10 protein-coding genes are annotated in these 12,667 nt (G+C 68.0%); 5 read left to right on the forward strand and 5 right to left on the reverse strand.

Annotated features, from left to right (window positions below):
• Nucleotides 1-306 precede the first annotated feature (306 nt).
• Nucleotides 307-2,244: an autotransporter domain-containing SGNH/GDSL hydrolase family protein gene (locus PVZ72_RS08100; RefSeq protein WP_273861651.1), complete on the forward strand. Its 1,938-nt coding sequence runs from the start codon at nt 307-309 to the stop codon at nt 2,242-2,244.
• 52 nt (nt 2,245-2,296) lie between these two features.
• On the opposite strand, the gene PVZ72_RS08105 is transcribed toward PVZ72_RS08100, so the two are convergent.
• From PVZ72_RS08105 to PVZ72_RS08125, 5 genes are all read right to left on the reverse strand, one after another.
• A complete protein-coding gene (locus tag PVZ72_RS08105) occupies nt 2,297-4,621 on the reverse strand; it encodes a putative bifunctional diguanylate cyclase/phosphodiesterase (RefSeq protein WP_273861652.1) in 2,325 nt (774 codons plus the stop codon).
• On the reverse strand, nt 4,608-5,657 hold the full coding sequence (locus tag PVZ72_RS08110) for a polyamine ABC transporter substrate-binding protein (RefSeq protein WP_273861653.1): 1,050 nt from the start codon (nt 5,655-5,657) through the stop codon (nt 4,608-4,610). Before PVZ72_RS08110 ends, PVZ72_RS08105 begins: the two co-directional genes overlap by 14 nt.
• Nucleotides 5,658-5,806: 149 nt before the next feature.
• The gene (locus tag PVZ72_RS08115) at nt 5,807-6,436 is read right to left on the reverse strand and encodes a phosphatase PAP2 family protein (protein ID WP_133860509.1); all 630 of its coding nucleotides are present in this window, start codon (nt 6,434-6,436) and stop codon (nt 5,807-5,809) included.
• 170 nt (nt 6,437-6,606) lie between these two features.
• On the reverse strand, nt 6,607-7,797 hold the full coding sequence (gene metK / locus PVZ72_RS08120) for a methionine adenosyltransferase (RefSeq protein ID WP_064307819.1): 1,191 nt from the start codon (nt 7,795-7,797) through the stop codon (nt 6,607-6,609).
• 116 nt (nt 7,798-7,913) lie between these two features.
• The gene (locus PVZ72_RS08125) at nt 7,914-8,912 is read right to left on the reverse strand and encodes an ArsR/SmtB family transcription factor (protein WP_133860510.1); all 999 of its coding nucleotides are present in this window, start codon (nt 8,910-8,912) and stop codon (nt 7,914-7,916) included.
• Nucleotides 8,913-9,125: 213 nt separating this feature from the next.
• Between PVZ72_RS08125 and PVZ72_RS08130 the strand changes: the two genes are divergently transcribed.
• From PVZ72_RS08130 to PVZ72_RS08145, 4 genes are read left to right on the forward strand one after another with little or no spacing between them, the layout of a single operon-like run.
• A complete protein-coding gene (locus PVZ72_RS08130) occupies nt 9,126-9,767 on the forward strand; it encodes a paraquat-inducible protein A (protein ID WP_133860511.1) in 642 nt (213 codons plus the stop codon).
• Nucleotides 9,764-10,405: a paraquat-inducible protein A gene (locus PVZ72_RS08135; RefSeq protein WP_133860512.1), complete on the forward strand. Its 642-nt coding sequence runs from the start codon at nt 9,764-9,766 to the stop codon at nt 10,403-10,405. Before PVZ72_RS08130 ends, PVZ72_RS08135 begins: the two co-directional genes overlap by 4 nt.
• Nucleotides 10,389-12,035 carry a PqiB family protein gene (locus tag PVZ72_RS08140; protein ID WP_133860513.1) on the forward strand — a complete coding sequence of 549 codons (1,647 nt, stop codon included), beginning with the start codon at nt 10,389-10,391 and terminating at the stop codon, nt 12,033-12,035. Before PVZ72_RS08135 ends, PVZ72_RS08140 begins: the two co-directional genes overlap by 17 nt.
• A complete protein-coding gene (locus tag PVZ72_RS08145) occupies nt 12,032-12,631 on the forward strand; it encodes a PqiC family protein (RefSeq protein WP_273861654.1) in 600 nt (199 codons plus the stop codon). The genes PVZ72_RS08140 and PVZ72_RS08145 overlap by 4 nt, the downstream gene beginning before the upstream one ends.
• Nucleotides 12,632-12,667 lie beyond the last annotated feature (36 nt).

Below are 12,667 nucleotides of genomic sequence, written 5' to 3' on the forward strand. Positions count from 1 at the left end.
CTTTTCCACTGGGGTTCGCCGCCAGAGAGCCCTCACCCCAACCCTCTCCCAGAGGGAAAGGGGGCTATCCCAGCGGGCGCTCAGCGTCAGCACCCCCATGAGCGCTGCCACTGGTTGATCAGCAGACTCGACGGTCATGGCGGGCCGCCCTGGTCGAACTATCGACAGCCGTCTGGCATGCCGTCCAGACGGCATGAACGTCCTGCAAGTTTTTGTTCACACCCAGATACAACGTCACAAAAACCGTCTAGCGTGGGGCTACACGCCCTGACGCGTGCTCCGATAACAACAATCAAGGATGCAGGCATGACATCTTTTCTCCGGCAACGCCTGCCGCTGGCCATCGCCCTGGCCACGGCGCTCGCGGCAACCGCCCAGGCGGCTCCCAATCCCTACAGTGGCTTCACCGTGTTCGGCGACAGCCTGCTCGATGCCGGGCAGTTTCCCGACACCGGGGTCAATGGTGCCAGCCTCAGATTCACCAACCGTGTCGGGCCGGGCTACAGCCCGGCCAGCGGCGCGGTGACCGGACCGGTGTCCTCGATGCTGCTCGGCCAGCAACTGGGCTTCGATGTCCGTACCCTGGACGCCTCCACCTCGCTGATCAATCAGCGGATCGGCCTGAGCGATGGCGACAACTGGGCCACGGGCGGCTACACCACGGCGCAGATCCGCGACTCCATCACCGCTCGCAACGGCTCGGTGGTGGCGGTGGGTGGCCTGACCCTGCGCAGCCGGGACGGCTACCTGCCCGGACTTGCCAGCCAGGGCCTGAGTCTGGATCCCAATACCCTGTTCTACATCAGCGGCGGGGGTAACGACTTCCTCCAGGGACTGGTCACCTCGCCGGCCACCGCGGCAGCCGCGGCCAATCGCCTGGGTGACGGCGTCGCTGCGCTGCAGCAGGCCGGCGCCCGCTACATGGTGGTCTGGCTGCTGCCCGACATCGGCCAGACCCCGGCCCTGGCCGGTTCGCCGCAACAGGCGGCCAGCTCGGCCCTGAGCCGGGTCTACAACCAGGCGCTGGTGGCGCGCCTGGCCGGCATCGACGCCCAGATCATCGGCCTCAACGTGCCCCAGCTGCTGGCCGAGGTGGTGGCCGAACCGGGACGCTATGGCCTGGCCAGCGGGCAGAATCTGACCGGCACCTGCTTCAGCGGCGACAGCTGCACCCGCAATGCAACCTATGGCCTGGGCGCGGCGGCGGCCGATCCCAGCCAGCTGCTGTTCAACGATCGCGTCCACCCGACCATCACCGGGCAGCGGCTGATCGCCGACTACGCCTATTCGCTGCTGGCCGCACCCTGGGAGGTCACCCTGCTGCCGGAGATGGCCCAGTCCACCCTCAGGGCGCATCAGGACGGCCTGCACCAGCGCTGGCTGGGCGACTGGCATGCCTGGCAGCCGGTGGGACGCTGGCAGGGCTATGTGGATACCAGCGCGCGGCGCCTGGACGTCGACGACCAGCGCAGCACTGCCGGCGGCGATGGCAACGGCTACAGCCTGGACCTGGGCGGCAGCTATCGACTCAGCGAGGAATGGCGCCTCGGTGTCGCCGCCGGGGTCGCACGGCAACACCTGGAACCCGGTGCGGCCGATTCCGACTATCGCCTCAACAGCTATCTGCTCAGCGCCTTCGCCCAGTACCAGGGCGAGCGCCTCTGGGGCGATCTCACCGCCACCGGCGGACGGCTGGACTACGACGACCTCAGCCGGCGCTTTGCGCTTGGCCCGACCACCCGCAGCGAGCAGGGCGATACCGACGGCGATCTGCGCGCCCTCTCGGCGCGCCTGGGGTACGACCTGGCAGCGGCCGGCAGTCCCTGGCACCTGAGTCCCTATCTCAGCGCCGACTATGCCCGTGTCCAGGTGGACGGCTACCGGGAGCGCGGCAACGACGCCACGGCGCTGGAATTCGACGACCAGTCGAGCACCTCGCGGCGACTGGGGCTGGGCCTGCAGAGCCGCTGGCAACTCGCACCGGCCACGGCGCTGTTCGCCGATCTGGGCCGCGAGCGGGAATTCGCCGACGGCACTCGCGATGTGACCATGCGCCTGAACAGCGTGCCGGGTCTGGACTACACCCTGGACGGCTACCAGCCCGACAGCGACCGCACCCGCCTGAGTCTGGGCGTGGTCCAGCGGCTGACGCCGGAGCTGACCCTGCGCGGCGGCTACAGCTATGCCGGTGCGGGCGATACCCACCAGCAGGGCGTGGGCCTGGGCCTGTCGCTGGACTTCTAAGCGCAGCTCCACCTGGTAGCGCTCGCTGACCTTGCGCCAGTGAGCGTTATCCCTAGACCCGGCTGGGATCGCCCAGGCGCTGGCGCTGCCAGTCGCGCAACTCGTCCAGACGCCGCGGCGGGCACACCAGAAAACCCTGCAGGAGATCGCACCCGGCCTGTTCCAGGCAGAGCTGCTTGAGTTCGGTGTCCACGCCCTCGGCGATCACCTGGGCATCGCGGGCATGGCAGAAGGCGATGAGCGCAACCAGGCTGGCCTGGTTGCCGGGTTGGCTGAGGCGCTCGACGATGAGCCGGTCAAACTTGATGGTGTCGGCGGGATAGTCGGTGACCTGCTGGATGGAGGTGTAGCCCACGCCGAAATCGTCGATGGCCACGCGAAAGCCCTCGGCGCGCAATTCGTGCAGCAGTCCCAGGGTCCGCTCGTTCAACTCGGCGGCGAAGGTCTCGGTGAATTCCAGTTCCAGGTGGGCCGGATCGACGCCGTGGTGGCGCACCCGCTCGCGCAGATAGGGCACGATGTCGGCCTGATCCAGTTGCGCGGAAGACAGGTTGACGGACAGCACCAGGTCGGTACCCAGTACCTCTTGCAGCGCGGGATATTCGCGGCAGGCCTGGTCCACGACCCAGCGATCGATCCAGCGGAAATGTCCCTGGCGCTCGGCGATGGGGATGAACTCCGCAGGTGACACTGCGCCGAGGCGGGGCGAATTCCAGCGCAGCAGGGTCTCGGCGGAGCGTACCTGGCCGGCACTGTCGACCGCCGGCATGTAGACCAGGTGAAACTCCTCGTCCGGGTTGAGGTGCCGCAGGTATTCGTCCAGCAGATCCTGGCGGCGCTGGCGCGCGGCCAGCTCCGGAGTGAAATGCACCAGGCGATTGCCGCCTTCGTTCTTGGCCCGCTCCAGGGCCAGATCGGCCTGGGCCAGCAGGTCGGCCAGGTCCAGCGGCGCCTCGGGGGTCGCCAGGCCGATGCTCAGGGTCACCGCATAGCGGCGTTCGCCCACCAGGGTGCCGTTGTCATGGTTCTGCTGCAGCTGCTGGCCCAGGGCGAGGGCATCGGTCGCCGCTGCCGGGCCACGTAGCAGGATGGCGAATTCATCGCCCGCCAGGCGGGTAAACACCAGCTCGTTGTCTGCCTGATAGGCCTCAAACTGTTGCTGGGTCTGCCGGGCGACGGCCTGCAGCAGTTCATCGCCCACCTCGTGGCTGAATCTGTCGTTCACCGACTTGAAATGGTCCAGGCCGAAATAGAGCAGGGCGATACGACGACCGTCCGGCTTGCCCGCCAGCCAGGATTCGCCCATGAGCTGGAAATAGCGGCGGTTGCCGATCTGGGTGAGGACGTCGGTGCGCAAGGCCGTGCGCAATTGCGCCAGGATGGCCAGGTTGTTGTCGTGCAGGCGCTTCATGTTGGCACCCAGGTGACCGATCTCGCCGGGTTCGTCGCCGGTTTCGAGCGCCTGGCGCTGGCCTTCCAGGACTTCCGTGAGCTGGCTGTCCAGGCGGGCGATGGGCCGGGTGATGTAGCGGCGGATCAGCACGATCAGCACCAGGATGCAGGCCAGGGTCACCAGCAGGCCGCCGCTGAAGTAGGCGATCGCCAGGCGGCGCAACTCCTTGTCCAGGCGTCCCGGGTCCGGGGTCAGGCGTACATAGAGATCAGGCGACAGCCGCTCGATGGCACTGAAGTCGCGGGTGCGGGTAGGCGGTGTCCGGCTGAATTCCAGGGGGGCGCCATAGCTCTGTTCCAGACTGCGGCGCAGGGCCTCCATCCGGTCCGGGCTGACCGCCAGCTGCAGTGTCATCGCCAGGCCGCGCTGTCCCGGCAGGGGTGGTCCGGCGGTGCTCGGCAGCAGCGAGGTGGTCGCCACCAGCAGTGAACGCCCCTGCTCGTCGAGCAGATAGTCGCGTCGTTCCAGCGGACCGTTCGGCTCCCGCGCCAGGCGTGCGAGCAACTGGCGCTGGACGCCGCTCAACTGGGCGAAGGGATCGCCGCTGCGCTCGTAGTAGTAGGCCAGGCTGAGATCGGGGCGGGCGATCGCCAGGGAGATGTGGCTGGGTGCATCGTCGCCGGCCAGCTGGCGCACCGCCAGTTGCAGCTGGGTACCCAGGGCTTCGTTGCGATAGGGCACCTCGGTCTGCCGCAGGAAATTGCCCAGGGCGGCGCTGTTGGACAGGGCATAGAGCAGGTTGCGGCTGAAGTGGTCGTACTCGCGATAGGTGGTTTCCAGCGCCGCCAGGTCGTGGTTGAGCCGCGAACGTTCGAGGCCGATCACCGCCTCGCGCTGCACGGTGTAGCCCAGCCCCACCAGGGTCAGGCTGCAGAGCAGGGCGACCGGCAGGATCAGCAGCAGGGCGCGCCTATTGAGCGTCATGGCGACCTACCAGAGCGCTGCCGATGCGTTGCCGGGTCTGGAAGGTGTCGGGTGGACCTTCACGAAAGACCTGGCTGCGGGCAAGCACGTCGTCGGGGGGGAACAGGCTGGGATCCTGGCGCAGGTCTGCCGGCAGCAGGCGCAGGGCGCCGGCGTTGGGGGTCGCCAGGTACAGTTCCTCGGTCGCCAGCACGGCATTGCGCGGCTCGTTTAGGAAATCAATGAAGCGCCAGGCGGCCGCCTGGTGCCGGGAGTTGCTGAGCAGGGCCACGCAGTCCACCCATAGCAGGCTGCCTTCGCGGGGCGTGACGAAGCGCCAGGGCTGTCCGGGGGTCGCGGCATTGAGCAGGTGCTGGTCGCCGCTGTAGCCCAGGGCCAGCTCGATGCGATCGCTGTAGGCCGGATTGTGCAGGGCGCTGACCACGTACTGATAGGTCAGCACCGCCGGGGCCTGAGCCTTGAGCAGGGCGAAGCTGCGTCGGAGCAGCTCGGGATCGTCGCTGTTGATGGCGGCGCCCAGGGTGATCAGGGGGGCGACCAGCAGATCGTCGTGGTCTTCGAGCATGGCGATACGACCGTGCAGGGCCGGCTCCGGCTGCAGCAGCGGCTGCCAGGAAGAAGGCGCCTGGGCCAGGCGATCGCTGCGATAGAGCAGACCCAGGGTGCCCCAGACGTAGGGCACGGCATAGTCGCCGCAACTCTGGCGCCAGCGCGGATCGAGCTCGCGCAGATGCGGCAGGCGCTGAGGGTCGATGCGGGTCAGCAGGCCGTCCTGGCCGAGGCGGGTGGCGCTGACCTCGTTGATCACCACCAGGTCGAGATCGACATCGCCGCGCGCCAGGGTCGCGTCGCGCACGTCACTGCTGTCGAAATGGATTTCCTGCACGGTGGGATGGGCCTTGGCCCAGCGCTGCAGCAGGGTGTCGCTGAAGTAGCCTTCCCAGGTATAGAGCCGCAAGGGCTCGGCAGCCGCCACGGGTGACGCGGGCAGCCCGGTAAGCACCAGGCTGCAGACAAGGGGGAGGCAGTAGCGCATGCGGACGACTCGGCGGCAAGGACTGACTTAACTAGGAGGGGCCGAAAGGCCCTGGCGTTCACCCCGGGAACGTCGGGGCTTCTGCCAGTCTAGGAGTCCGCTGGGTATTCGCCAGCCGCGGGCCGTCTATTGCAGGTGCTGGGCCTTGCTCAGTTCTGCAGCGGTGCCACGCCGGCACGCTGATGGGCGCGGGTCCAGGGCTTCTGCTCGTCGGCGAATTTCACCGCCAACCGCTCCAGCACCCGTTGCGTCGGGGCGTTGGTGCCATGCAGCAGCAACAGGGGCAACAGCAGCAGGCTGGCGCCCAGCGCGGCCTGGCGCGGTCTGAGGTTGACCTCCTGGCCCCGCAGCAGCCACAGCAGGCTGCCGCTGGCGGCATAGCCGATGGGCAGGCCGGTCACCACTTCCGAGATCGAGTGATAGCCCAGCACCACCCGCGAGACGGCGATGAGCAGGGCACAGAGCGCGCCGAGGGCGGCTGCGCTCAGCCGCAGCGACGGCCGCGCCCGGCTGGCCAGCAGCCAGCCGAGGACCGGCAGCACGCTGCCAACCAGCATGGAGTGGCCGCTGAAGCCGGTGAAGTCCAGGCGGGGGATGCCCAGGCCCCAGCCGAAGAAGGCGATCTTCGACAGGGCAACGCTGAGCCCGGCGGCACCAAACAGCAGCAGCCAGAGCAGTGCCGCCCGTGCGGACAGACCGGCCAGCAGCCAGAGCGCGATCAGCACGGCGCAGGGAAGCATCACCGAAGAATCGCCGAAGTTGGTGATGAACAGCCACATGGATAAGCAGACTCCTGGGGAAGACGAGGCATTCTGACCATCAGATGCCCAGAGGTTGCATCGCGCGTGCCAGGCTGTGGACTGGCGCAAGAAAGCGCTGGGATCCCGCGTGCAGACCCAGAAAAAAGCCCCGGCACCAGCGGTGGCGGGGCTGTTTGCCGGGAGGCGGGTTACAGGCCGGCGGCGGCGCGCAGGGCGGCGGCGCGGTCGGTGCGTTCCCAGGTGAAGGTGGTGAAGGTGTCGTCGCCCACGGTGACTTCCTGCGGGTGGCGGCCGAAGTGACCATAGGCCGCGGTGGCCTGGTACATCGGGTGCAGCAGGTCGAGCATGGTGGTGATGGCGTAGGGGCGCAGGTCGAAATGCTCGCGCACCAGCTGCACGATCTTCTCGTCGCTGATCTTGGCGGTGCCGAAGGTGTTGATCGAGATGGAGGTGGGCTGGGCCACGCCGATGGCGTAGGACACCTGGATCTCGCAACGATCGGCCAGGCCGGCGGCGACGATGTTCTTGGCCACGTAGCGACCGGCGTAGGCGGCGCTGCGGTCGACCTTGGACGGGTCCTTGCCGGAGAAGGCGCCACCGCCGTGACGGGCCATGCCGCCGTAGCTGTCGACGATGATCTTGCGGCCGGTCAGACCGCAGTCACCCACCGGGCCGCCAATGATGAACTGGCCGGTCGGGTTGATGTGGAACTGGGTGTCCTTGTGCAGCAGCTCGGCGGGGATGACGTGCTTGACGATCAGCTCCATCACGGCTTCGCGCAGGTCGGCGTACTTGACCTCGGGATTGTGCTGGGTGGACAGCACGATGGCGTCGATGCCGACCACCTTGCCGCCTTCGTAGCGGCAGGTCACCTGGGACTTGGCGTCCGGACGCAGCCAGGGCAGCAGGCCCGACTTGCGTGCCTCGGCCTGACGCTCCACCAGGCGGTGGGAGAAGGTGATGGGCGCGGGCATCAGTACATCGGTCTCGTTGCAGGCATAGCCGAACATCAGGCCCTGGTCGCCGGCGCCCTGGTCTTCCGGCTTGCTGCGATCGACGCCCTGGGCGATATCCACCGACTGCTTGCCGATGATGTTGACGATGCCGCAGGTGGCGCCGTCGAAGCCCACGTCCGAGCTGTCGTAGCCGATGTCGACGATGACGTCGCGCACCAGTTGCTCCAGGTCGACCCAGGCGGAAGTGGTGACCTCACCGGCGACAATGGCCACACCGGTCTTGACCAGGGTCTCGCAGGCCACGCGGGCGTGCTTGTCCTGGGTGATGATGGCGTCGAGCACGGCATCGGAGATCTGGTCGGCGATCTTGTCCGGATGGCCTTCGGACACGGACTCGGAGGTGAACAGGGAATATTCGCTCATCGAATGGTTCCTAAATTACCAGGGGGTAGGGGCCCGCAGGCCGGTCGAGACAGCAGTTTCCTTGCTGGACATGACGCCCTTGAGCGTCGGGTCCGCCCGCCACTGGCCGGTTGGCCTCATGACGGGGTGTTTCCCTGATCCGGGCGCGCGAACTGACGCACCTGGATCTGAAAGCCGTTGCGCAGGCCCAGGTAGAGGCTTTCGCCCGCCTGCAGGCCGGCGGCCTGGGCCCAGCGCGCCAGTTCGTCCTGGTCGAAGCCGAGCCAGAGATCGCCACAGGCCGCGCGTGCCCAGGTCTGGTCGTGGGGGCAGAGGTCGGTGATCACCAGGCTGCCACCCGGCGCCACGCGCCGGGCCAGTTGCTGCAGGGCTTCCGCCGGTGCGGCCAGATGGTGCAGGACCATGTTGAGGACCACGCAGTCGGCCGCGGGCAGCGGCTCGGCGAGGGCGTCGGCCAGTTGCAGTTCGACATGGGCGAGACCGTCGCGCTGGCAGCGCTGACGCGCCAGTTCGAGCATGGCCGGGCTGTTGTCCACCGCCACCACCCGGGCGAAGCGCCGCGCCAGGTCCGGCAGGAAGGCGCCGTCGCCCGGGCCCACTTCCAGGGCGCAGCCGCGCGGATCCAGGGCCAGGGCGTCCAGCAGGCTGAGCAGGCCGTCGCGATACTGCGGCAGACTGGCGATGAGGTCCTGCTGGGCCTGGAATTTTTCCGCCACCCGGGCGAAGAAGTCGCGACTCACCGCCGCGCGCTGGGCATGCACCTCGCCGATCCGCGTCTGCACGGCGCCGGGCAGGGCCAGGCTGTCCACCTCTTCGAGCAGGGCGGCGTGCAGGGCGCCTCCCAGGCTGCCGGGACGCGGCAGGGCGCGGCGATAGAAGATGGCATTGCCCTCGCGGCGGGTGGCCACCAGCTGCGCCTGGGCCAGCACCTTGAGGTGGTGGCTGATGCCGGACTGGCCGGTGGCGAAGATCTGTGCCAGTTCCAGCACGCCGAAGGAGGCGCTGTGCAGGGCGCGCAGGACGTTCAGGCGCAGGGGATCGCCACCGGCCTTGCACAGGGCGGCGAGGGTGTCTCCTGGTTCCTGGCCGAGCGCCGGCACGCGTAGGGGATTCATGGGGCGCTAGTCTAGAGACCCGTCCCGGGCCTCGCAAGAAAAGCATCAAAAAGTTTTGATACTTGTCCGCAGCGGCTGGCCGCGCATACCTTCGCCGAGGAAGGTAAGATGCCCGGGCCTTTTGCTCAGCGGTCTTCGCGGCGTTGCGGTAACGACCGCGAGCCTCGCGCGTCCAACCTGCAGCCCCCTTCCAGGAGCGTCACCGGGTAACCCATGTCCGTCCAGCCACCATCTCCTTCCGCGCCTGCTGCCGGCACGCGCCTGGTGATCTGCGAGCACTGCGATTCGGTGCATCGCCTCGAACCCCTCGCGGTGGGTGAGCGGGCGCATTGTCTGCGCTGTGGCGCCTTGCTCTATCGCGCCAGCCGGCTGGATATCCAGGGTCTGCTGGCGCTGGCGATCGCCGCGGCGGTGCTGTTCGTGATCGCCAATGTCGGGCCGATCCTGCAACTCAGCTTTCGCGGCCTGCACAGCGAGGCGACCCTGCTGGAATCGGTGGTCGCCATGAGTCGCGGCTTCGCCGGACCCATGGCGCTGGTGGTGGCCATGACCCTGTTCGTGGTGCCGCTGCTGCAGATCGTCCTGCTGCTCTGGGTGCTCGGCTTCGCCCAGCTCGGCCGCCGCGCGCCCGGCTTCGCCACGGCCATGGTCACCCTGCATTACCTGCGGCCCTGGAGCATGATCGAGGTCTTCGTGCTCGGCGCCCTGGTGGCGGTGATCAAGCTCGCCGGGCTGCTGCACGTGGTGGTGGGCCTGGGGCTGTTCGGCATGGTCGGGCTGATGGTGGTCCTGCTGATCATCGCCAAGCGCGACCTGCACCCGCTGTGGGACGCCGTCGGGGAGCGCGAGCCGTGACCGCGCCCCAGCTGCCGCCGCGCGCCGACGAACTCGGCCTGTGCCTCTGCCACGTCTGCGGCAAGGTCTGCAGCGCGCCACGCCGGCACAAGGCCGGCTGTCCGCGCTGCGGCTCGGCGCTGCACCGGCGCAAGCCGAACGTCTATGCCAAGACCTGGGCCTATCTGCTCGCCGCGCTGATCCTCTATATCCCGGCCAATACCCTGCCGGTGATGTTCACCGGTACCCTGGGCCGCGGTACGGAAAGCACCATCCTCGAAGGGGTGATCGAATTCTGGGAGAACGGCTCCTGGGGCGTCGCCCTGGTGATCTTCATCGCCAGCGTGGCGGTGCCCTCCATCAAGTTTCTGGTGCTCGGCACCCTGCTGGTGACCTGCCAGCGCCGCAGCGACTGGGCCACCGCCCAGCGTGCCCGGCTCTATCGCTTCGTCGAGCTGATCGGCTACTGGTCGATGCTCGACGTGATCGTGGTGGCCCTGGTCTCGGCGCTGGTGCACTTCGGTGCCCTGAGTTCGGCGGCGCCGCGCCTGGGTATCGTGTTCTTTGGTTTCGTGGTGGTGCTGACGATGCTCGCCGCGATGAGTTTCGATCCCCGCTTGATCTGGGATGCAGAGGTGAACGATGACGGACAGGCATGAACCCGACGCCCTGGCGCCTACCCCCGAGGTACGCCGCAGTCGCTGGAGCGTATCGCTGATCTGGCTGGTGCCCATCGTGGCGGCCCTGATCGGGCTGTCCATGGTGATCCACAGCTGGGCCTCGCGCGGTCCGACCATCACGGTGACCTTTCTCACCGCCGAGGGCCTGGAAGCCGGCAAGACCCAGGTCAAGTACAAGAACGTGGTGATCGGCACCGTCAGCGACATCCAGCTGGCGCCGGATCGCAACCGGGTGATCACCACCATCGAGCTGGAAAAGTCCGCCGAGGGCTTCGCCACCAAGGACGCCCGCTTCTGGGTGGTGCGTCCGCGCTTCGGCGTCAATGGCGTCTCTGGGGTCGACACTCTGGTGTCGGGCGCCTTCATCGGCGCCGACATCGGCGATTCCAGCGAATCCCATCGCGACTTCCGCGGTCTGGAGCAGCCGCCGGCGCTGATCCACGGGGCCTCGGGCAAAAGATTCATCGTCACCGCCGACGACATCGGCTCGCTGGACGTCGGCTCGCCGGTCTATTACCGGCGCATCCAGGTCGGCCGGGTGGTGTCCTTCCACCTCAATCCGGATGGCAAGGGCGTCAGCGCCCAGGTCTTCATCGATTCGCCCTACGACCGCTTCGTCACCGCCAACAGCCGCTTCTGGAACGCCAGCGGGGTCGATGTCTCGCTCAGCGCCTCCGGGCTCAAGCTCAATACCCAGTCGCTGGCCACGGTGGTGGCGGGCGGCATCGCCTTCGTCACCCCCGAATGGCCGAAGGATCCGCAGGAGGCCCAGGAAGACCAGAGTTTCACCCTGTTCGACGACCAGACCAGCGCCCTGGCCCCGCCGGATGGCGAGCCCTTCTATGTACGGATGAGATTCCAGCAGTCGCTGCGCGGGCTGTCGACCGGAGCACCGGTGGAATTCCTCGGCATGAACGTCGGCCGGGTGGTGTCCCTGACCCCCGACTACGAGGACAGCCAGGATCGCTTCTCGCTGATCGTCGGCGCGGTCATCTATCCCCAGCGGCTGGGTGACGTCGGCAAGCGCATCGAGACCAAGGACCGCGACGGCAAGCTGTTCGCCGGCTGGGTGGCCCGTGGTCTGCGCGCCCAGGCCCGCACCGGCAACCTGCTGACCGGCCAGCTCTACATTTCCGTCGACTTCGTGCCCAATGCGCCCAAGGTGGCCTTCGATCCCCAGGCCAAGCCGCTGTCGATCCCCACCGTCACCGGCAGCTTCGATCGCCTGCAGGAGCAGATGGCCGGCATCGTCAACAAGATCGACAAGATTCCCTTCGATTCCATCGGCAAGAATCTCGACACCAGCCTGGCGCAGCTCAGCGGCACCCTCAAGCAGCTCAACGCCGGGGTCCTGCCGCAACTGACCACCACCCTGATGGGCGTGCAGCAGCTCACCGGCAGCGCCAGCCAGAGCCTGGGCGCCGATTCGCCGGTGCAGCAGAATCTGACCCAGACCCTCGAAGAGATGCAGCGCATGGCGCGTTCCCTGCGCGTGTTCGGCGACTACCTCGGCCGCCATCCGGAATCCCTGATCCGCGGTCTGGTGACCGATCCGCCGCCCAAGTTCGAGCCGGGCTCCCGCGATCCCGCCAAAGGAAAACTGCAATGAAGCGCCTGACCTGCCTGGCTCTGCCCCTGCTGCTGGCCGCCTGTTCGTCCAAGGCGCCGCTCAACTACCACACCCTGACCAGCGCCGCGGAACCCGCGTCCCAGGCGCGCACCGCGAATTTCCGCTTCGCCCTGCAAGGCGTCTCGGTCCCGCCGCAGGTGGATCAGCCGCAACTGGTGGTCCGCCAGGGCGACGGCATCGCCCTGCTGGAAAACGAACGCTGGATCGCGCCCCTGGCCGACGAGGTGCGCAGCGCCCTGTCCGCCGACCTGTCCCGGGACCTCGGTACCCTGGACCTGGGCGATGCCCCGCGCGGCAGCGGCGCCCCGGTGCTGCGCATCAAGGTGGATCTGCAGCGCTTCGATTCGCAGCCTGGGCGTGGCGTCCAGCAGGACGCGCTCTGGACCCTGCGCCTGGCCGAACCGGGCGGGGAGCGGGTGCTCACCTGTGGCAGCCGGATCAGCCAGCCCGCCGGCGGCTCCTATGCCGAGGTCGTGGCGGCGCACCGCCAGGCCCTGGCGACCCTGGCCAGGCGCATCGAACCGGTGGCACGCGCCTTCGTGGTCGACGGCGCCACGGTCTGCCCGGCGGGCTGAGGCGACCGCGCCGATTGCTGGAAGTGCCCTGGCTGG

The sequence above is a fragment of the Pseudomonas sp. LA5 genome (assembly GCF_028640825.1).
GTDB lineage: Bacteria > Pseudomonadota > Gammaproteobacteria > Pseudomonadales > Pseudomonadaceae > Chryseomonas > Chryseomonas aestiva.